The 20,233-nt window shown below is 41.2% G+C and carries 18 protein-coding genes and 1 rRNA gene; 8 read left to right on the forward strand and 11 right to left on the reverse strand.

The window, feature by feature from the left end; all coding sequences use genetic code 11:
• A 5S ribosomal RNA gene (rrf, locus tag H6F42_RS00005) occupies nt 1–110 on the forward strand; the annotation flags it as partial.
• 434 nt (nt 111–544) lie between these two features.
• Here the strand turns inward: rrf and H6F42_RS00010 are convergent.
• Complete coding sequence (locus tag H6F42_RS00010; RefSeq protein WP_190397299.1) at nt 545–1,684, reverse strand: ParB/RepB/Spo0J family partition protein; 1,140 nt, start codon at nt 1,682–1,684, stop codon at nt 545–547.
• Nucleotides 1,685–1,686: 2 nt separating this feature from the next.
• The gene (locus tag H6F42_RS00015; protein ID WP_190397300.1) at nt 1,687–2,493 is read right to left on the reverse strand and encodes a ParA family protein; all 807 of its coding nucleotides are present in this window, start codon (nt 2,491–2,493) and stop codon (nt 1,687–1,689) included.
• A 251-nt stretch (nt 2,494–2,744) separates the two neighbouring features.
• Here H6F42_RS00015 and H6F42_RS00020 point away from each other — a divergent pair, with 251 nt between their 5' ends.
• The 5 genes from H6F42_RS00020 to H6F42_RS00040 all read left to right on the forward strand — a co-directional run bounded on the left by H6F42_RS00020 (nt 2,745) and on the right by H6F42_RS00040 (nt 7,908).
• Nucleotides 2,745–3,167, forward strand: a complete 423-nt coding sequence (locus H6F42_RS00020; RefSeq protein ID WP_190397301.1) for a heavy metal-responsive transcriptional regulator — start codon at nt 2,745–2,747, stop codon at nt 3,165–3,167.
• A 164-nt stretch (nt 3,168–3,331) separates the two neighbouring features.
• Complete coding sequence (locus tag H6F42_RS00025; RefSeq protein ID WP_190397302.1) at nt 3,332–5,626, forward strand: heavy metal translocating P-type ATPase; 2,295 nt, start codon at nt 3,332–3,334, stop codon at nt 5,624–5,626.
• Nucleotides 5,627–5,681: 55 nt separating this feature from the next.
• Nucleotides 5,682–6,242, forward strand: coding sequence for a cupredoxin domain-containing protein (locus tag H6F42_RS00030; RefSeq protein WP_242018277.1), 561 nt, complete (start codon nt 5,682–5,684; stop codon nt 6,240–6,242).
• A 428-nt stretch (nt 6,243–6,670) separates the two neighbouring features.
• On the forward strand, nt 6,671–6,868 hold the full coding sequence (locus tag H6F42_RS00035) for a heavy-metal-associated domain-containing protein (protein ID WP_190397303.1): 198 nt from the start codon (nt 6,671–6,673) through the stop codon (nt 6,866–6,868).
• 77 nt (nt 6,869–6,945) lie between these two features.
• Nucleotides 6,946–7,908, forward strand: a complete 963-nt coding sequence (locus H6F42_RS00040; protein WP_190397304.1) for a hypothetical protein — start codon at nt 6,946–6,948, stop codon at nt 7,906–7,908.
• A 174-nt stretch (nt 7,909–8,082) separates the two neighbouring features.
• Here H6F42_RS00040 and H6F42_RS00045 read toward each other — a convergent pair whose 3' ends face one another.
• Nucleotides 8,083–9,306, reverse strand: coding sequence for a PQQ-dependent sugar dehydrogenase (locus H6F42_RS00045; RefSeq protein ID WP_190397305.1), 1,224 nt, complete (start codon nt 9,304–9,306; stop codon nt 8,083–8,085).
• Nucleotides 9,307–9,711: 405 nt separating this feature from the next.
• On the opposite strand from H6F42_RS00045, the gene H6F42_RS00050 reads away from it, so the two are divergent.
• On the forward strand, nt 9,712–11,052 hold the full coding sequence (locus H6F42_RS00050) for a cytochrome P450 (RefSeq protein ID WP_190397306.1): 1,341 nt from the start codon (nt 9,712–9,714) through the stop codon (nt 11,050–11,052).
• Between the two features lie 47 nt (nt 11,053–11,099).
• Here the strand turns inward: H6F42_RS00050 and H6F42_RS00055 are convergent, their stop codons facing one another.
• The 5 genes from H6F42_RS00055 to H6F42_RS00075 all read right to left on the reverse strand — a co-directional run bounded on the left by H6F42_RS00055 (nt 11,100) and on the right by H6F42_RS00075 (nt 14,189).
• Complete coding sequence (locus tag H6F42_RS00055) at nt 11,100–11,969, reverse strand: DUF4388 domain-containing protein (RefSeq protein WP_190397307.1); 870 nt, start codon at nt 11,967–11,969, stop codon at nt 11,100–11,102.
• Between the two features lie 73 nt (nt 11,970–12,042).
• Nucleotides 12,043–12,576, reverse strand: coding sequence for an ATP/GTP-binding protein (locus H6F42_RS00060; RefSeq protein ID WP_190397308.1), 534 nt, complete (start codon nt 12,574–12,576; stop codon nt 12,043–12,045).
• Between the two features lie 124 nt (nt 12,577–12,700).
• Complete coding sequence (locus tag H6F42_RS00065; RefSeq protein WP_190397309.1) at nt 12,701–13,072, reverse strand: roadblock/LC7 domain-containing protein; 372 nt, start codon at nt 13,070–13,072, stop codon at nt 12,701–12,703.
• A gap of 63 nt (nt 13,073–13,135) precedes the next feature.
• Nucleotides 13,136–13,594, reverse strand: coding sequence for a hypothetical protein (locus tag H6F42_RS00070; RefSeq protein WP_190397310.1), 459 nt, complete (start codon nt 13,592–13,594; stop codon nt 13,136–13,138).
• Between the two features lie 37 nt (nt 13,595–13,631).
• Complete coding sequence (locus H6F42_RS00075) at nt 13,632–14,189, reverse strand: protoglobin domain-containing protein (RefSeq protein WP_190397311.1); 558 nt, start codon at nt 14,187–14,189, stop codon at nt 13,632–13,634.
• A 1,030-nt stretch (nt 14,190–15,219) separates the two neighbouring features.
• Here H6F42_RS00075 and H6F42_RS00080 point away from each other — a divergent pair.
• Nucleotides 15,220–17,409 carry a hypothetical protein gene (locus H6F42_RS00080; protein ID WP_190397312.1) on the forward strand — a complete coding sequence of 730 codons (2,190 nt, stop codon included), beginning with the start codon at nt 15,220–15,222 and terminating at the stop codon, nt 17,407–17,409.
• 45 nt (nt 17,410–17,454) lie between these two features.
• Here H6F42_RS00080 and H6F42_RS00085 read toward each other — a convergent pair whose 3' ends face one another.
• From H6F42_RS00085 to H6F42_RS00095, 3 genes are all read right to left on the reverse strand, one after another.
• Complete coding sequence (locus H6F42_RS00085) at nt 17,455–17,805, reverse strand: hypothetical protein (RefSeq protein WP_190397313.1); 351 nt, start codon at nt 17,803–17,805, stop codon at nt 17,455–17,457.
• Nucleotides 17,806–17,937: 132 nt separating this feature from the next.
• A complete protein-coding gene (gene purT, locus H6F42_RS00090; protein ID WP_190397314.1) occupies nt 17,938–19,101 on the reverse strand; it encodes a formate-dependent phosphoribosylglycinamide formyltransferase in 1,164 nt (387 codons plus the stop codon).
• Nucleotides 19,102–19,368: 267 nt separating this feature from the next.
• Nucleotides 19,369–19,734: a Rieske (2Fe-2S) protein gene (locus tag H6F42_RS00095; protein ID WP_190397315.1), complete on the reverse strand. Its 366-nt coding sequence runs from the start codon at nt 19,732–19,734 to the stop codon at nt 19,369–19,371.
• Between the last annotated feature and the right edge of the window lie 499 nt (nt 19,735–20,233).

Raw genomic sequence — 20,233 nt, forward strand, 5'->3', positions numbered from 1 at the left:
TCTATGGTGCGGTGGTACCACTCTGACCCATCCCGAACTCAGTTGTGAAACGCTGTCACGGTGAAGATACTTTAGGGGTTGCCCTACGGGAAAATAGCTCGATGCCAAGCTTATTATTTAAAAAAACAAAAGGAAGGCTCAAATTCTACATTTGACCCTTCCTTTTGTTTTGGACTCTATTGTATTAGGGGCATAAATCCAGAAAAAAGTGACTGTGTAAAGCACAGTCACTTTTTTCTGGATTTATGCCCTTGAAAAACAGATAAATGAATACTATTTGCTCTAAGACATACGTTAGATATATTTTGTCATGTATGCAGCGATCGCGTTTACATATACTTAAGGGATAAAGAGCTTTGAAAAAACTTGCGGGTAGGGCTGCTCTTGGGGGATTTTAAATCAGAGCAAGGAAGCAGATTTTATGATGCTAACGGTATTTGGATTAGCCGTTAAAATTTGCAAGATAGAATTTACGTATCTTACAAATTTTAATGGCTTTTTTATAACCTTAAGTCTTGGTCATATATCGATATATGACCAAGACCTAAGGCTTGGAGATTAAAGGCTCAATCTCTAAGATCTTTTGTTTTAGCAAATCGTAGATATCTTTTAAGCTTTGAGGATCGGATGATTGGACTAAGTCTGTGGAAATCAAATTAACACTTTGTTTGATTTGATCTAACTGTTTATGGGTCTGGGCTGTTAATTCTTGTTTAGGGTTATGCTTAGCGATCGCTGCATTTACTAGCTTTCGAGTTTGTAAAACTGACAAGTTTTCTTGGACAACTTTTTGCGTTAAGTCTTCTCTGAGCTTTTTGGCTTTAGCCTGTGTCAGATTTAGTTTTTTTGCAGACAGCTTTTGCAAGGCGATCGCGTGGACACCCTTTAGTCCGAAATTACGAATAGCCTTTTTTAAATCATCCGCTAAGGTCAGCATGGGGAGTAAATTTGCATCAACCGAAGCAGGATTAAGTTGTAAATCTAGCAGTATTTTTAAAATGCCATATTCACTCTCATTAATAAAGTGATCATTTCGAGCCTCCTCTTGACTAGACATATTGGTGGATAAATTGGCGATTACCTGAGGTAGACGCTTTTGTTTATTCAAACGTCGGATGACTGTTGATAAAACTCTGGGAATATCTGCGGCTTTTAAATCTAGATTGAGCGATATCTCTTTAATAACTGCCTCCGCTTTATCCAGAGGATTGAGATCTTCTCGATGCAGTGATGTTAACAAAGCCTTCCGATGTATATTTTGAGGAGATGCCATCGTCACTGCTTTCATCGTTGTCCATCCTAGCCCTCTTGCCGCACGCCATCGACGTTCGCCATCAAACAGCAAATAATTTTCATTTTGAGCAATCACAATGATGGGAGAAAGCTGTCCATCCGATGTTAAAGACTGAGACATTGCCTCAATACTTTCAGGCAGAAAAGTCCGACGAGGTTGATCGGGGTTGGGGAGAATTTTCGCGATTTCTAGATCTGATACTCCAGATTGAGACTTTAGTTGTTCTTTTAGTGCGGATAACTGTATTTCGACTTCCTCCGAGCCAGAAGCTTTTAAGTTCTCGATCTCAGCTTTGAGTTGGGCAATTTCTTCCTCGGCATTTGACAGTTGTTGAGTCTGTTTTGCTCCAGAAAAATAGTCAGCAATGTGGGGTGCTTTACGGGTTGCCATAATTATTTTTTCTTCTTTACTTTTTTGCCAATCAACTTAACGATATGTTCAGACACTTCTTTAAAATCCGCTTGGGCAGGATGCTGATGACGATATAGATGTAAAGGTAGTCCTTGTCCACTAGCATTAATAAATTCGGCTGAGTCTCTAACGGGAGGGAAACAGTGAATTCCTAATTGATCAAGTTGAGTTGGTAAATCTTCTAATATTTGTCGATGGGTGGCTCGTCTTGTGTCGTACTGATTGGGGACAAAGCCAATAATTTTGGGCGCAGGATCTAGCCTTAACTGTTTGCTGTTGTGGTAGATCCATTCAATTAATCGTGCGGAACCTTGAATTGATTTTGGCTCTAGCTGAACAGGGACTAAAATATGCGTGCAGGCGGACAGGGCTAATAAGGTGAGGGGACCAAGGGTGGCTGGGCAATCAAATATTACGAGATCGTGAGGTAATGGATAGTCTTTAAGACAGTCGCCTAACAAGTATGCACCTCGGCGATGTAATACCATCTCATCAGCGACCCTTGTTAAAATCATGCCGCCTTGGACTACTCCTACTTTATTGGTGACATCTCCCCAACATTTTTCTAGGGGCCATTGTCCAGCGAAATCATTGTGTAACACTGAGGCTAATGTTTGCTCGGGTTCGGGTTGTGATAAACCACAGAAGAGGCTTAAGGAACCCTGCGGATCGAGATCAATCAATGCAACTGATAATCCATAGAGGCTCATTTCATAGGCCATATGCACAGATAATGTGGTCTTACCACTCCCGCCCGCATTACTGAGAACTGCAATTCGGCTTTGCATCTTTGGATATTGTATAAACAATTCCAGAGATCATATATCAATATATGATCTCTGGAATTGTTTATACAATATCCAAGCAAGAGTTAGCGAGTACAAATCAAACCCCAAAAAGCGAGTTGCGGCGCAACTCGCTTTTTGGGGTTTATGTCCTAAGCAAAACTTACATTGCTATTTTGCGTTTTGTAATTACTTGCTTGACTCTCTAGTTTAGTGGAGAGTTTATAGTGATGTTATTTGTGGGTAGATTAACTATGCTATTGGCTCAAGGACAGAAATTACTTCTCATTGGACAGATCTCAAAAGAAAGTGGAATCCCGATCAAAACGATTCGCTACTACGAAGAGCTAGGGCTGATTAATTCTTCGGGACGTACAGAGGGAAAGTATCGTTTATTCAAACCTGAAGAAGTTACAAGACTTTCTTTTATCAAGACTTTACAAAAGCTAGGATTAAGTCTTCAGGAAATCGCTGAAGTTCTTAAAATTTACGACGATGGAAACCCTCCCTGCGATGAGATTAAGCAAAAGCTAGAAACTCAAATCGCGGAAATAGATCGTCATGTCCTTGAACTTATGACTTTACGAGGCAAAATCAGTGGCTTATTAGATCGATGGACTCCTCCCCAAGCAGATCATGAAGGTGAAATTTGCCCTATTTTGCATAAAAACTTATAAGTGGCTAGAAGCATAATTAAAACTCAAAAACCTGTGGCGCACGCTGCGCGTGCGCCACAGGTTTTTGAGTTTTAATTATGCCCAACTATATTGACACTCCATCCCACTGGAGAGCTTAGCATCATTGCAAGTTACAGATTTTTTATCTCAAGAGGCTAAATCCTATGAATAATGCCATGCTAAAAATTCGAGGTATGAGTTGTGCATCCTGTGCCAACAGTGTCGAAAGTGCGATCAAGACGATCGCTGGCGTAAGTGAATGTAATGTTAATTTTGGAGCCGCCCAAGCTACGGTCAGTTTCGATCCGCACCAGACGGATTTAGGAAGCATTCAGAGGGCGGTTGCCGATGCTGGATATACTGCACAGCCAATTCAAGATCAAGATTTACTAACAATTGATGATGATGATGAAAAACTTCAGCAAGCAGAATTGCGATCGCTAAAGATAAAAGTAATCATCGGTGGGCTAATCAGCACGATTTTGGTAGTGGGAAGTATTCCTGCGATGACGGGATTAGAAGTTCCTTTGATTCCGATGTGGTTGCATGATTTTTGGCTACAAGCGGTTTTGACTGCGCCTGTCCAATTCTGGTGTGGCAAAGATTTTTATGTCAATACATGGAAATCTTTTAAGCGCCATGCCGCAACGATGGATACGCTGATTGCCTTAGGAACCAGTGCAGCTTATTTTTATTCCCTTTATGTAACCATCTTTCCTAAGTTTCTAATCGATCAAGGCTTAGTTCCGAATGTCTATTATGAAACTGCGGCGGTAGTGATTACCTTGATCCTCTTGGGACATTTATTTGAGAGTCGCGCTAAGGGACAAACTTCCGCCGCAATCCATAAGCTCATGGGCTTACAACCTCGCACAGCCAGAATTATTCACAATGGACAGGAAACTGATGTGCCGATCGCGGAAGTCCAGATCGGCGATATTGTGTTAGTGCGTCCGGGGGAGAAAGTGCCTGTCGATGGTGAAGTGATTGAAGGATCTTCAACGGTCGATGAGGCGATGGTAACGGGTGAGAGTATTCCTGTTCGCAAACAAATCGGTGATGAGGTGGTGGGCGCAACCATTAATAAGACAGGAAGTTTTAAGTTTCGCGCCACCAGAATTGGCAAAGATACTTTCTTGGCGCAAATTGTAAAGCTGGTGCAGCAAGCACAGGGTTCTAAGGCTCCCATTCAGCGCTTAGCGGATCAGGTCACGGGTTGGTTTGTGCCTGCGGTCATCGCGATCGCGATCGCTACCTTTATCCTTTGGTACAACATCATGGGTAATGTCACTCTTGCCTTAATCACGACTGTAGGCGTTTTGATTATTGCTTGTCCCTGTGCTTTGGGCTTAGCCACACCGACCTCGATTATGGTGGGTACAGGCAAAGGTGCAGAGCATGGCATTTTAATTAAGGGTGCGGATAGTTTAGAACTTGCTCACAAAATCCAAACCATTGTGTTAGATAAAACAGGAACCTTGACCGAAGGCAAGCCCACGGTTACGGATTTCCTTGTGACTAATGCTAATTTATCGGACTTATCGAATTTATCGCAAGCGGAGATTTTGCAATTAGTCGCTTCTGTAGAGCGCAATTCTGAACATCCTTTGGCAGAGGCGATCGTCCAAAATGCGCGTAATCAAGGTTTAGATCTCTGGAATGTGCAGGATTTTGAGGCGATCGCTGGTAGTGGGGTGCAAGGCTATGTGAAGCCTCCATTTGAGCAAAAATTTGGACAAAAGTTTGTGCAAATTGGCACACATCGCTGGATGCGCGAGCTAGGACTCAACACCACAGAACTCGAAACTCAATGGGAATATTTGGAACAGATGGGTAAAACCGTTGTCTGGATTGCCATTGAAGATGAGATTCACGGAATTATGGGCATTGCGGATGCGCTCAAACTTTCTTCTACCAGTGCTGTCCGCAGCATGAAAAAGTTGGGCTTAGAGGTGGTCATGTTGACAGGAGACAATCGCCGCACTGCCGAAGTAATTGCCCGTGAAGCTGGTATTAACCGTGTCATTGCCGAAGTGCGCCCCGATCAAAAGGTGGAACAAGTACGCTTGATTCAATCGGAAGGAAAAATTGTGGCGATGGTGGGTGATGGGATTAACGATGCTCCTGCATTGGCTCAAGCGGATGTAGGCATGGCGATCGGCACAGGTACGGATGTGGCGATCGCCGCTAGTGATATTACGCTCATCTCTGGCGATTTGCGCGGCATCGTTACCGCGATCGAGCTATCTCGCGCCACCATGAGTAATATCCGCCAGAATCTCTTTTTTGCCTTTATTTACAACGTTTTGGGCATTCCGATCGCCGCAGGAATCCTCTTTCCCATTTTTGGCTGGTTACTCAATCCGATTATTGCAGGTGGTGCGATGGCGCTTAGCTCAATTTCCGTAGTCACAAATGCCTTGAGATTGCGAAATTTCAAGCCCAAAACCTCTCTCTAGTTCTCTATTGAATAATCGATTAAACCAATTCTCTTAATTTCTAAGGATAACAATCATGATGACCACATTCAAAAAAGCAACCTTCTTCAGTACCCTTGTTGGTTTCGGATTTTTATTAGGAGCAATTTTAGGAAGCATTTCAGGGGCGATCGCGAGTGAAATGAAGCCTGCTCACAATATGCAAGAACCAACTAAGTCCACTGAATTTCACCGCATTGAACAACCACTCAGCAATCACATCGCTGTCACTGTCGGCGGATTGGGACTAATCGGTTTAGAAATATGGTGGTTTCTTCTCAGTAAGCCCAAGTCTCAAAAAATTAATTCCCTTAGCGGTATTCAGGAAGTCGATATTGCCGTTGATGGAGGTTACAGCCCTAGCCACATCATTGTCCAATCAGGACAGCAAGTGCGCCTCAAATTTATCCGTCGCGACCCTAGCAAATGCTTAGAGGAAGTCCGTTTGCCAGACTTTCGCATTGCTCAGCACTTGCCTCTAAACAAGTCTACAATTGTAGAGTTCACTCCCACCAAATCAGGAAAATATGAATTTGCTTGTGGAATGAATATGTTTCGAGGCATAGTTGAAGTTCAAGAAGCTAATGTAGTCAAGTAAATCCTATCGTAAATCCCCTGTGACTAGAGAGATATAAACTTTCGTCTAATCTATGAACAATCAATCAACAAGAGAGGGTCAGTATTTTACTGACCCTCTCTTGTTATAGCAATGTAAGTTTTTCTTAAGACATAAAACCCAAAAAGCGAGTTGCGCCGCTTCGCGCCACAACTCGCTTTTTGGGTTTTGGTTGGTACCCGCTAACTCTTGCTTTGCTATATTAAAAATCCAAAAAAAACAGCACTTTACATTCAAGCCAAGATATTTCCTAAAAGTGTTGCTCTATAACACTTTTAGGAAATATCTTGACTTGGGGGTGAAAGGTATTGACTCTCCAGTTAGGTGGAGGATTTAAAGTACTGACAGATAGAAAATTTATCTATCTGTCAGTACTTTAAAAGAGAGAAATAAAGAGAGAAATTACGATTATGAAAATAGCATTGACCATTCCTAAATTGTCTTGTTCAGGTTGCGTCAAGACCATCACTAGCGCAATTCAAGCGATCGCTGTAGATGCCGAATTACAGACCGATCTTCCCCAAAAGCAAATTATTGTGACCACGCAAGCAGACGAGTCAGCCATTAGAGATGTCCTCACTACCATTGGCTATCCAGCCCTTAACTAATTCTATTTCCCAATAATTGAAGAAGTTGCCACGCAATTTCTTCAATTATCCCTTCAAGCAATCACCACTAAATCATCATGCATAAACTAATTACCTCCCTCGCTTTAACTTCTACATTGGTCATCACCCAAGCTTGCTCCTCTCTTTCGGTGTCTGACAATGCAGGAATTGAAGCAACCGAACAACATCAATCCAAGGCTACTAATTCCCCTGCGAAGGAGAATAAAGAGACAAATGGAAGCCTTAAGGATACCCATCCCGAAGCTCATCAGAATAATCATGGAAATCATCAAGATGATCAGGGTACACATTCCAAAACACCCACCCCAATTACCGAAGCAAAGCTGATTTCTTCCGCCAAGATCAATCCGAATACTAATGTGAATCTAGCGATCGCTATTCAAGATTTAGAAGGTAAAGCTATCAAAAATTTTGAAGTCTTTCAAGAAAAGCTGATGCATCTAATTGTCGTCAGTGATGATCTGCAATTTTTTCAACATCTCCATCCCGAATACAAAGATAATGGCAGATTTGAAATAGTTACGAATTTTCCTCAAGCAGGCGGCTACACTTTGTTTAGTGACTACAAGCCCAGCAAAGCTCAAGAACAGATTTCCGTGTTAAAAACACAGGTTACAGGACTCAATGCCACTACTTCCATTATTGATTTCAACAATTCCAAGACTTTTGGGAAAACGAAGATTGATTTAAATACTTCCTCTGTTAATGGGGAGCTAACCAAGATTAATGCTGGAGAAGAGGTTACCTTAACTTTCGATTTGCAAGATACGGTCACCAATCAAGCACCTACGGATCTGCAACCCTATCTAGGCGAAAAGGGACATCTAGTAATTTTGCGCCAGTCCAATCCTTTGACAGCCGCCAGTTATATCCATGCTCATGCCTTAGAAAATACGCCTATGGGTAAGATATCTTTCAAAGCGAAATTTCCCCAATCTGGTAAATACAAACTATGGGGACAGTTTAAGCGTGATGGAGAAGTAATTACGGGAGATTTTTGGCTAAATGTGAGTAATTAAGAAGAGAAACTGGGGCGATCGCCCCAGTTTCTCTTTTTATAGCTATAGCAATCCTAAATGAGAAAGGCTGTTATACCGATTCACAAAAATGTGACAACACTTTTGTGAATTAAAAACCAAGCCCCGTAAGGTTTTTTAAAACTAAAAATGGCACAGCCATTTTTAGTTTTGGTATTAAATTGGTTCGAGACGAATTAATTGACCTGATTTTTCGTCGGTTAGAATGTAAATACAACCATCAATCCCTTGTCTTACATCGCGGACTCTTTGACCGATGGGAATGGTTTCTTGAATAATGGGATTATTATTATCTATTTTGATCCGAATCAATTCCTTAGAAACTAGTCCTCCCACAAATAAATTTCCCTTCCATAAAGGCAAGCGATCGCCTTGATATACCAACAAACCTGACGGCGCGATCGCCACTTTCCAAACCAATTTTGGATCGACCATATCAGGACGAGACTGCTCCTCAGATATGTCGCCTCCAGTATACTCACGACTAAAAGTAACTAGGGGCCAACCGTAATTTTTTCCAGACCGAACTAAATTCAGTTCATCGCCTCCCTTTGCGCCATGTTCCGTAGACCATATATTCCCTGAAATAGGATCGGCAAATAATCCTTGAATATTGCGGTGTCCATAGCTCCAGACAAACGGATTTACTCGATCAGCTTCCACAAAAGGATTGTCTGGGGGAATAGAACCATCATCTTTGAGTCGGAGAATTTTGCCTAATTGACTATCTAATTTTTGAGCTTGTTTGCGAATTAGCTCGCCCTTTAGCTCTAGGGGCGGATTTCCGCCATCGCCCACCGATATTAACATCGTCTCATCGGGCAGCCACACGATCCGCGAACCAAAATGTTGATTACCTGACTTATCAGGCTTTACTTCAAAAATTACTTTGGGTTCTATTAAAGCTGTACCATCAAACTTTACTCTTAAAATACTGGTGTGATTAGCTTCAAAAGTGCCTTTGGAGTAGATGAGATAAACTAAATTGTTTTCAGAGAAACGGGGATGCAGTGAAATATCCATTAATCCCCCCTGTCCCGATACAAACAGTTTAGGAATCTCGGCGATCGGCACTTGTTTGACCAAGCGATTGCGAAGGATTTTAACTCTACCCACTCTCTCGGTAATTAAGATCGAGCCATCGGGTAAACTCGCCATGCCCCAAGGTCTTTCTAGTCCCTTCGCCAATACATTTTTTTTAAATCCTTGAGTGGTCAAATTACCATTAGGATTATTGTTAGAAATCGGATTTCCTTGGGCTGGAGATAAGACTTCGCTCGCAGAATTAAGATTAGAAGCTGGCTCTAAGTTTGAGCAACTAATTAAAGTCAGTGCGATCGCACTAGTCACAAGTTGGAGCCGATGGTAGGAAGTCTTCATCTCTTCTGGCTGGCAATCACGATATTAAGCTGCTAGCCTTATCTTAGACTATCACAGAGTAAGTATAAATACTTACTCTGTGAATTGGTGCTGCGGTGCGAAGTGCCACACCACTAATTCTTAGCTGGGAAGAGTAATTAGGGAGGCACGGCTATAGTAGTAAATTAAAGAACTAATTTTTGGGTGATGCCACAAAGCTCCATCATCCAAAAATTAGTTCTTTAACTGATGTTACATGGAAGCTCACAAGACCCTCACCCCTAGCCCCTCTCCCAAAAGGAGAGAGGGGGACAAGAAATTAGTCTTGCTCCCCCTCTCCCTTAATGGGAGAGGGGGCTGGGGGGTGAGGGCGATATTCATTCCACGTAACATCAGTTCTTTAAAATGAATTGAGAGTTAAACAAAGTGGAAAATTTACAGACTCCGCAGGGTGAATTAGGGTTACCTATTATTGGAGAAACCCTCAACTTCTTACTCGATCCAAACTATGCCCTCAAAAAGAAGCAGCAATATGGCAATGTGTTTAAAACTCGGATTTTTGGCAGTCCGTCAGTCTTTATGATTGGGGCGGAAGCCAATCAATTTATTTTTGCTAACGAAAACAAATATTTTGATGTCAATTGGCCCGCTAGTACTAAAGCCCTCTTAGGAAATATGTCCCTAGCGATGCAATCGGGACATACACATACATCCCGCCGTAAATTGATGGTGCAAGCGTTTCAGCCGCGAGCCTTAGCCAGCTATACGCCTGAAATTATTTCTATTACTGCTCAATACTTCCAGAGATGGGAGCAGATGGGTACGCTAACTTGGTATGGCGAAATTCGCGACTATACCTTTGATGTTGCTAGTAAGACTTTGGTAAATACTAGCGATGGATCACAGACTAAATTAAGTAAATATTTTTATGATTGGGCTGATGGCTTATTCAGTATTCCCTTGCAATTGCCTTGGACAAAGTTTGGCAAAGCGATGCAAGCACGCAAACAAATCCGCGAACTCCTCGGCGAAACGATCCAAGCCCGACAACAACTGCTCGATCGCGGAGATCAATTCAGTAAAGAGGCGATCGCTAAAGATGCGATCGCCATTTTGCTCAATGCTGAAGATGAGCAAGGGCATAAACTCTCTTTAGATGAACTCAAGGATCAGATTTTAGTATTGCTATTTGCTGGTCATGAGACTTTAACCTCGGCGATCGCTTCTTTTTGTTTACTCCTCGCTCAACATCCCGATGTATGCGATCGCGCCCGTGCGGAACAAATGGAATTAATTCAATCTAATTCCGAAATTAACGCCGATACCCTCAAGCAAATGCCCTATCTAGATGCGGTCATGAAGGAGGTATTACGATTTGTCCCCCCAGTGGGCGGTGCTTTCCGTAAGACCAAAGAGGACTTTGAATATAAAGGCTTCTTGATTCCCCAAGGTTGGACTGTCATTTATCAAATTAATCAATCCCATCAAGATGAAGCCGTTTATAGCGATCCCGATACATTTAATCCCGATCGCTTTCTCGAAAATACCAATGACAGAGCCAAGCTATTTAGCTACGTGCCTTTTGGTGGTGGCATGAGGGAATGTCTGGGCAAGGAATATGCCCGACTCGAAATGAAAATTTTTGGAGCCATGCTCCTACGCCAATACCGTTGGGAGTTATTGCCTAATCAAAACCTCAGCCTTATCAAGGTTCCGACTCCCCATCCCCGAGATGGCTTAAAAGTCCGCTTCTATTGCGATCATTAGCCCAAAGCTGAAAAGGTTTGCAGGGCAAACCTTTTCAGCTTTGAAGTTTAACCCTTATGTTGCAAAAATCCTACAAGACTCTGTAAAAATGAATTACTAATCTCAGTTCTGGCATTAGAACTCATCACGCGATCGCTAGGCTCAGCATCTACTTCCGCCATATTTGGATTACTAGTCATCGCTCCCACCAAATCAATATCAGGAACCTCTTCCACTACCCCCACTACAATTAGGCGGAAAGCAATTTGTTGGACTTTTTGGATAGGAATCTGTAATTGCTCAGCCATCTTTTTGAGATTCATCACCCCATCCGCTAGCGCTAGTACTTGATTTTCTTGATTATCTAGCCTTAAGGATGATTGTCCTGAAATGAGATTAAACAAAGTCGAATTTACTTCAGGCAATTTACTTTGCAAAATCCGCCAATCCTTAAGACTGCGTAAACCCATTAAAGTTGTTTCCGTCGCAGGTAAACTTAACCCCGTCATTTCCGATTTAGGTAAATCAATTTTGGCATCAAATCGAAACTGTCCCGCCTCTACCTGAAACAAAGAACAGACCTGTCTTAATACCTGCACACTAAATAGGATTTTTAATTGATCTGGTTGCAAGATCCCCATGGATTTGAGATTCAAACCTAAAGGAGCATTTTCGGTAATTAATTGCTCAACTTCTGGACGCATCGCCTCCGTAATCCACCCCCTCTGCTCAATTAATCTCAATAAACCACGACTATCCAAGCGATCGCCAGCCGCCACCACTCGACCATTCAATAACCAGATATGTCGAAATATCGGCTTAGCTTCTTGCAAATTTTGCTGATCTCTAATCGTTAATATTCCAGTTTTTTGTCCCTGATCTAAAAACTGAAATATCTCTGGAAGTGAGAACTCGGATAAAGAGCCTTTAATTGCCATAACTAAGAACCAGAGAGTAAAATTTCAAACCAACATCTAAGATAGAAAACACCATACAAGGTTATATTTCACTCTATCTCATAGAAATATAGTATTGCACTAAAGCCACGATCGCTTTAACAACAGTATCCCGCTCTTCCGCATTCAAAACGATTACGGGGGGTTGATTTGCTTCATCGACAAATCCTAAAGCCAGTTTAATATTTTCACTTGACCAAGCTCCCTCACAATCCATATGGGTAATTCCAATAATGTAGGGAATTTGTACCCGACGATTCATATAGCTCAGTATTCGTCGCGCATAACGAAATTCATGGGGACGATGCGCCGCTACCAGCAAAATAAAAGCATGGGCTTTCCGAATCAGAATATCCCACATAAAATCAAAACGTTGCTGTCCAGGAGTACCATAGATATGAAGAGCCATCTCAGGGCCAAAAGTTAAACGTCCAAAGTCCATTGCCACCGTAGTTTTATGTTTGATTTCTGCGGTTTCATCGGTAGCACGGCGATCGGTATCGACAACATCTATTTCGCTGACAGTTCTTATAAAAGTGGACTTCCCCGCTCCCACCGTTCCAGCCACAACTAAACGCATGATTTCCATAAATCTATTCTATCTCTCGCCTGAATCCTGCTCTATAAGCTAGTGTGGTCGGCAAAATAACTAACGACACTAGCTTAAAATCCTGTCATTTTTAGCAATCCCAAAACATCCCGCAACCCCAAATTTATTGGAGAGCAGTTTTTAGTTCACTGGTAACACGCTTAATTTCTAGCATCAGTAAGCCTTGCTTCGCAGCCTTACTCGCCAAAACAAGCAAGACAGCCTCTTCACCACAGCTGGTCAAAATGCCATAGCCTTTGTCACCTTCAACATATAGGCGATCGATCCCACCTCGAGCAAGTTCATTACCGATCCTTTCACCAAGAGACAGCATCGCCGCAGACATCGCAGATACTCTCTCCTCGTCCATTCCCCGAGGAAGTGCCGAAGCCAACGGTAAACCATCGGGAGATACCAGTGCCGCACCCTCCACGTCACTAGTACCTGTCACCAAATTTTGCAGAATGCTCTCTAGTTTTGCAACATTAATAGCCATAACTTTTTCCTTGCTTTGAATTATTTATTAGATTTAATCGATGTAATGCAATCAGATAAGAGTCTATCCAATAGTTTCAAACTCAATAACATCGTAGGAACCACCTCGTAAAACGGATTCCGTCTGCTTACCTCGCAACCGCAGTCCTGTAAGCTGTTCCATGACTCCTTGAATTGCTCCTAGAGTAAAGGTCAGTTTGCGGGGTGAGCCTTGAGGTTCACCTGCGGAACAAATTGTTTCTCTACAGTAAACCTTAAGTGATTCGCCCTGATGTTCAATCTTATCGACAATACAGAGCCTCGTCCCTTCTTGACCTAGAGCTTTTTGAAGAAGAGGAATAATAGTTTCATCGGAAGTACCTTTCCCTTTAATTCCTAGTTCTTCGGCTAGTTGTTTACCTCGATTACGACCCGCAGCAATTAACGTGATCATCGCCGCCTTCTCACCGAGAGCTTCTTCTGCCCCTGTCACCAGAGCCTTAAAACAAACAATACTACTGAATTCACCTAACTCTGAGCGCATAAACACCTCGAAATTTTAGTTCATCATTAATCTTTTTCTACTTCATTCCTGCTGCACCTGTAGCGATCATACGCTTAAACAATCCTTCAGTCCAACCCGTTTCCTTCAACACTGCCTGAGAAGAAACTTCTACATAAGCCTGCTCAATAAAAGCAAGATCGATCATACAAATGCGCCCTAGAGCCTCTCTCACATCATCAGGCAATCCAGCTTTTTTCAATTGTTGACCCACTTCATTAACGACCGTAGCCATGGCAGGAACTACATGCTGAGGACCAATCCCAATCTGAACATGGACTAAGCCGATGCGCCAACGCCTTGCTGCATAAGCACTTCCCCAATTATCCATACCTGAAAACATTTCCCCAAACCATTCAATAAAAGTTTCATTCAAACGGTGCATCCGACCTTCTTTGGCAGTGAGAATGGCATTCATTTCATTATCACGGGCAAGATAGGTATAGAAAACATCTGCCATTTCTTTAGCAATAGACTTACCCCATGCCAAATTGGCTTGCAGAATGGCTTTATCGGCTTCGGAGAAAGAAATGCGTTTCTCCATTGTTACCATAAAAGCTTCAGGATCGAGAACCATAAATACTCCTTTGTTTGCTATTCGTTAAGTCGATGTATATCTTGGAGATGAGAATATTTTGATTATGTCGAATGGAGATTTAATTTAGTCAAGCAGTCTACCAGACAGCTTGCCAACAACTTGTCTCGACTAAATGACAAAATCAAAGCTTGCAAAAATTAAGCAATCTAGGCTTAAGTAAAAGACCAGATTTTGCCTTAATTACAGTTATTTATTTAGTTGATTGATAGACTTAAAAAATTTTACTTGAAAAACCAATATTTTCTATATAGGAAATATTAGAATTACTAGGTATAAATTCTATAAGACTCCCCCACTTATTTAGATACTACACAGTAACGATGTACGATTTATTACTTAATTATAGAATAGGGGAAACAATATTTAGTAATACCCTAGATTGGCTTAACAAATATTTTCATAAGATCCTCTTAGCCTAACAAACACCCTAAAAATCAAAACTATAGCAGTCCTAAATGACTTGAGAGAGTGTAACCCTTTGAGTTGCACTCTCTCAAGTCATTTAATCGCACAAATAAAATAAGATTGCTATATAACTAAGAGATCATCAAAAGATATTAGACAGTAATTATACTTATTCGTACTTTAAATTAATGGAAATTATTTCTCCCGCAAAGTAGGAAAACTAGTTTCACAAAATTTTATATTTAATCGTCCCTTTGTACTCAAAGAATAGACGTTATAAGTAGCTAAGTATAATTTAAACAATAAAATCAAAACCTTTGACACAAGCACAGTATGTATAGAAGATTTTAGAATTTTGTATTTAATTGTGCCTAGCTACTTAAAGTAAATAATTAATGAGGCAAAGCTTTCTCACCTATCGCCAATTATTTATCTGCTTAGCGATTCTATTTCAATTGAAAGATTAAATAGTCGGAAAGGATATACCTAATTGAATGGTTAATTGTAAACTGACGTATATAAATAGTAAGGTTATGGAAATTCCGCTATATTATGTATAAATAGAACCCCCAAGACATACTGATTGAGATATTTGGTAGAGACGATGAGTATCAAATTAGAGCATAGCATTCGTGAAGTGACCAATAGATTTGAGCTAGCTTTGTCGGGGTTTATTGACAGCGATGTGGGTAGAGAGTTAGATATTAGCGAAGCATATTTTCGTCATGCTACAGTCAAAGCTGCGAGAGCTTACACCAAAAGTTATCTAGAGTCTCATGCGCTGGTACAGCTAGTAGGTATGCAGAAACCTATAGCGTTGTCTTCTATTTATATTCCTCAAAGATTTCAAACTCATACTTCTATTCGGAATTTTGATTCGGTAAATGAACTAGAGGAAGCATTTACTCGCGATTTGCAAAGAAGTAATCAAAATAAAGGTTCTAATCTATTGGGATTAAATACTGCCAATGAAGAAGAATACTTAACGATTTTAGGAGATCCTGCTACAGGGAAAACCACCTTTTTAAAATATGTTGGTTTAGAAGCATTGCGTTATCCCGAAGGACGCTACAAACATAATGTGTTGCCTATTTTTTTGCATTTATGGAGATTTTGCAGTGAGGCGGACACTTTGTTACTAGCAATCACTGAGGAGCTAGAGAAATGCGGTTTTCCTTTTGCCAATGATCTTGCAGTTTGGCTGCTGAAGAATGGAAAACTATTAATTCTCATTGATGGCTTAAATGAATCGCCTCTATCCCAAAAGTATTTATCTCATCATGTACACGCTTTTGTGAAAGCTTATCCTAACAATCGATACATCGTTTCTAGTCGTTTAAATTCCTATCAAAATAGCTTAGGGCAATTCCTAGAAGTTGCCATGCAATCTTGGAGTGACCTCCATACTCAGGAATATATTCATAAATGGTTCGCGATCGCCTATGACCAAAGTTCTAATTCCAAAGTCAATCAGGTGGCGACAATACCTAACTCTTCTCAAGAGTTAGATAAAGCTTCAGATGAAGCGCAAAGATGTTGGGAAATCTTACAAATCAATGATATTGCTAGAGGGTTGGCAAATTCTCCATTGTCTTTATCTCTCCTATGCTTACTATGCGATCGCCGCCTTAGTTTACCTGCTAACTTAAGTGGACTCTACGAAAAGGCAATTCATTTATTATTAGAAGAAAAGGTCTTACAACATCAACAAATTAATAATCCAGACGAGAAAAGTATTAGTACTGAAGTTCTCGATCTGGTAATAACTGAAATTGCTTACAAGAGCTTTGAATTTCAGAATATGATGTTGCCTTTGGAGGAGGTAAAGCAGCAGATACAAACGATTTTGGTGAGTTGTAATGGTGATTTACAGAAACTCAATGTTGAGTTTGTACTTAAGGTATTACAACAAGTCGGTATTTGCAAAGCTACTAAATTTAATACCTCCACTAATTTTGTTTTTTGTCATATTACTTTTCAAGAATATTTTACAGCTCGGTATATCTATAACCACAATAAAGTTAAGTTGTTAGTTACTTACCATTTAAGCGATCGGCGATGGCAACAAGTATTTTTATTACTAGCGGGGATGATGATTGGGAATATTGAAGAACTTCTCTTAAACATTGAGTCCCAAGCTTCCAGCTTCATCAATACCAATAGATTACGCGACATTTTGGAATGGCTAGACCAAATAACTAGTAATTCTAGAAGCAATCTTAAAAATGTGAGCAAACGGATTGCTACCTTGTTTTTAGCTCGTCCCCGATTTCTGGTGGAGCTTTCGTCCTCCTTACTTTTATCGAGAATGTTAGGGTTAGCTCGCGATCTCTATCTAGATTTCGATGAGGACATCAATTTTGATAAGGTATTTGCCTCAGATTTGTCTTTGAGTCTTGCCTATGCCCTTGATTTCGATAGCCAGACTGAACTTAGCTTGACTCTCCAATTGTGCAATAACTTGGAACAGTCGATGAAACCTCTTAACTTCGATTCTAAAGATGTCAATTTTAAAGTACTTCAGGCTCGACTAGAGGCGTTAACCACCAAAATACCAAACCTCGATCAACCCTTTGAATTAAGAGAACAATTTCGTCAAGCGATTAGCTCTACTTGGTTTCAAGCTCTCTATTTACCAAAAGAACTAAATATGATTTCCTCCGAAGAGGTGGAAGATTTAGAAAATTATCTGTACGCCAATCTATTGATGGTGCATTGCAAAAAAATGGCAATCTCAGTTTCTAACAAAACATGGGAAGGAATCGAATCACGAATTCTCAGAATTATAGGCTAAAAGCTTGTAGCGCATGCACAGCGTGCGCTACAAGCTTTTGAGATTTTATGAAGATTGATCGCTAAGTTGGGCTATTTCTTGTAAAACACGATCAAAAACAGACCTCAAAATCACTTTTTCCTTAACAAATATGTCAGGAACTTCATCTGGCTCATCCAAAGAGGCGATGTCTAAATATAAGCAGCTTTCACCGTCATTCATGAGCCATTCCACCTGAAACATTTCCTCCAGATCACCTAGCTCACCGTGATAACTTTCACGAAACTTAAGAACTATCTGTGACAGATAACCTTCAATAGCAATATATCCTGTCAATTTAGTGGGATAGCGATCGCTAAAATCTATATCGTATTCGAGATTTATAAGAGCTTGTTCAACTTGAGCATAGGTAGGCATATTTTACGAATATATATTATGGGCTTAGTTACCGCACAAAGCACCGTAACTAAGCTGATTTGCATCAAAAAATCAACCTTAACTATTATATATTCTGCGTAACAAATTCTCTTAATCCAAGCAGATAGTCGATTAAATAATTTTGACTTTTGAGGCGGCTTCTGTTGCTTTTTGGCGGGATTCTATGGCATCTTTCCCTTTGGCTAAAGCCACACCCATACGGCGATAGGGACGCGAATCAGGCTTACCAAACAAACGGATTTCGGTATTAGGAATTGCAAGAGCTTCTTCTACTCCCATGAAGGAAATATTTACACTGGTTTCACTCGCAAGAATGACGGCACTGGCGGAAGGACTGAGTAACTCAATGGTGGGAATTGGCAAGCCGAGAATTGCCCGTAAATGAAGTTCAAATTCATTGAGATTTTGAGAAATTAGGGTAACCATTCCTGTGTCATGGGGACGGGGAGACAGTTCAGAAAAAATTACTTCGTCTTTGGTGATGAAAAATTCCACACCGAAAATGCCAGCGCCGCCGAGTTTATCGGTTACTTTACGAGCAATATCTTCGGCTTCCTTAACTTGGGCAGGGGTTAAGCCAACGGGTTGCCATGATTCTTGGTAGTCACCTCGCTCCTGACGATGCCCGATCGCTTCGCAAAATAGCGTTTCCCCTTGCCATTGACGGATGGTTAGCAAAGTAATTTCTACTTCAAAATTGATAAATTCCTCGATGATGATTTTGGCGGTATCACCTCGCCCCCCCGCGATCGCATAATCCCACGCTTTTTCCAATTCATCGGCAGAACTAACCACAGATTGCCCTTTTCCTGAAGAAGACATCACAGGCTTAATCACGTTGGGAAACCCAATTTCGGCAGCAACGGTTTTTAGTTCTTCGAGGCTAGTGGCATAGGCATATTTGGCGGTTCGCAAACCCAATTCATTACTTGCTAAATCCCGAATGCGATCGCGATTCATTGTGAAGTTAGTAGCCGCCGCAGTGGGAATGACCGTATAGCCCTGTGCTTCGAGTTCCAACAGTTTCTCGGTACGGATGGCTTCTACTTCTGGGACAATCAAATCGGGCTGATGCTTTTTCACCACCGCTTCGAGCGCTTCACCATCTAACATCGAAATAACTTCTCGATAATCCGCTACTTGCATCGCAGGCGCATTGTCATAGCGATCAACTGCAATCACCGTATTACCGAGCCTCTGGGCAGCAATAACTACCTCTTTGCCTAGTTCACCAGAGCCAAGCAGCATGATTTTTTTTGGTAATGCGATCGCCATTAAATTCACCTCGTTACTTCACAAAACAGCCATATCATAGCGTTTTTAACCATAGCTGTCGCCCAGTCTAGAGAGTTACGGCGCTTCGCGCCGTAACTCTGGGGGATTTTGTTTTTAGAAGCAGAGGCTAGAGGATTGAGAATGGATTAACTTCCATTCTCAATCTTCCACATTAATTGAAAAAAGCTGAGGCGCACGCTGTGCGTGCGCCTCAGCTTTTGGTTATCTGATGACGATTAACACTTGATCAAGCGATCGCCTGAGACATTAAGCATCAATAAACAGATCTTCGCCTTCTTGAGTAACCGTAAAACTTGCCACATCGGTAGGAGATTTACCCATAGCAATCATTTTCTTAGCGATATCAGGCAAAGGAATACCCACAAAGGAGTCAACCCATTCAACATTTTTGCCAGTACAAATTTCAAACTTTGAGCCATGAAAAGGACAGGTAATTACGCCATTTTCAAACTTACCTTTAGCGAGGGGTAGTCCAAAATGCGGACATTTATTGGCGATCGCGCAATGCTTGTCACCAACTTTAGCAACGATAACCGATTGACCATTGGCTGTGGTTTTCAGAACCTTGTCAGCACTGACAGTGCTAGTGGTGGCAATTTTGACTTTAGCCATGACGGAAGACTCCTGCAATATTGAAGATTTTTTAAACTTTGCAAAATAACTCCAAGATCATACAGGATTTAACCTTGGTGCTATGAGATTACCTTTCCCCTTGAATAGAGCCTGTTTAAGCTTTGGGTTGTATAGCTGTCGTCAGTCCTTATACCAAATAAAGAAATAGCTATGCCATTTCTTTATTTGGTATAAGGACACAAAACCCAAGAAGTGAGGGGCGGCGCAAAGCGCTGCCCCTCACTTCTTGGGTTTTATATTTAATTGTGCCTAGCTACTTAGCACTACCACTTAATATTTACAGTCTCGTGTATGAAATAGATCCAAATTACATTAATATATCTGTAAGGATCGTACAGTAAAATAAAGAACCAAGCTTTTAATAGCAGCATTGCTAAGCAAAACTTAGTTCTTTGTTTGATCACGCCGATCTAACAACAAGCTACTGGCGTTTAAGATAAATTTTCGGATTTCGTGGATTAAATTTAAAACGATCGCC

Origin of the sequence: Pseudanabaena sp. FACHB-1998, from assembly GCF_014696355.1 — a bacterium.
Lineage (GTDB): Bacteria > Cyanobacteriota > Cyanobacteriia > Pseudanabaenales > Pseudanabaenaceae > Pseudanabaena.

Excerpts from the sequence above, each read along its gene's own strand:
- H6F42_RS00010 (WP_190397299.1), bottom strand. The coding sequence starts at position 1,684 with ATGGCAACCCGTAAAGCACCCCACATTGCTGACTATTTTTCTGGAGCA.
- H6F42_RS00015 (WP_190397300.1), bottom strand. The coding sequence starts at position 2,493 with ATGCAAAGCCGAATTGCAGTTCTCAGTAATGCGGGCGGGAGTGGTAAG.
- H6F42_RS00020 (WP_190397301.1), top strand. The coding sequence starts at position 2,745 with ATGCTATTGGCTCAAGGACAGAAATTACTTCTCATTGGACAGATCTCA.
- H6F42_RS00025 (WP_190397302.1), top strand. The coding sequence starts at position 3,332 with ATGAATAATGCCATGCTAAAAATTCGAGGTATGAGTTGTGCATCCTGT.
- H6F42_RS00030 (WP_242018277.1), top strand. The coding sequence starts at position 5,682 with ATGATGACCACATTCAAAAAAGCAACCTTCTTCAGTACCCTTGTTGGT.
- H6F42_RS00035 (WP_190397303.1), top strand. The coding sequence starts at position 6,671 with ATGAAAATAGCATTGACCATTCCTAAATTGTCTTGTTCAGGTTGCGTC.
- H6F42_RS00040 (WP_190397304.1), top strand. The coding sequence starts at position 6,946 with ATGCATAAACTAATTACCTCCCTCGCTTTAACTTCTACATTGGTCATC.
- H6F42_RS00045 (WP_190397305.1), bottom strand. The coding sequence starts at position 9,306 with ATGAAGACTTCCTACCATCGGCTCCAACTTGTGACTAGTGCGATCGCA.
- H6F42_RS00055 (WP_190397307.1), bottom strand. The coding sequence starts at position 11,969 with ATGGCAATTAAAGGCTCTTTATCCGAGTTCTCACTTCCAGAGATATTT.
- H6F42_RS00060 (WP_190397308.1), bottom strand. The coding sequence starts at position 12,576 with ATGGAAATCATGCGTTTAGTTGTGGCTGGAACGGTGGGAGCGGGGAAG.
- H6F42_RS00065 (WP_190397309.1), bottom strand. The coding sequence starts at position 13,072 with ATGGCTATTAATGTTGCAAAACTAGAGAGCATTCTGCAAAATTTGGTG.
- H6F42_RS00070 (WP_190397310.1), bottom strand. The coding sequence starts at position 13,594 with ATGCGCTCAGAGTTAGGTGAATTCAGTAGTATTGTTTGTTTTAAGGCT.
- H6F42_RS00075 (WP_190397311.1), bottom strand. The coding sequence starts at position 14,189 with ATGGTTCTCGATCCTGAAGCTTTTATGGTAACAATGGAGAAACGCATT.
- H6F42_RS00080 (WP_190397312.1), top strand. The coding sequence starts at position 15,220 with ATGAGTATCAAATTAGAGCATAGCATTCGTGAAGTGACCAATAGATTT.
- H6F42_RS00085 (WP_190397313.1), bottom strand. The coding sequence starts at position 17,805 with ATGCCTACCTATGCTCAAGTTGAACAAGCTCTTATAAATCTCGAATAC.
- purT (WP_190397314.1), bottom strand. The coding sequence starts at position 19,101 with ATGGCGATCGCATTACCAAAAAAAATCATGCTGCTTGGCTCTGGTGAA.
- H6F42_RS00095 (WP_190397315.1), bottom strand. The coding sequence starts at position 19,734 with ATGGCTAAAGTCAAAATTGCCACCACTAGCACTGTCAGTGCTGACAAG.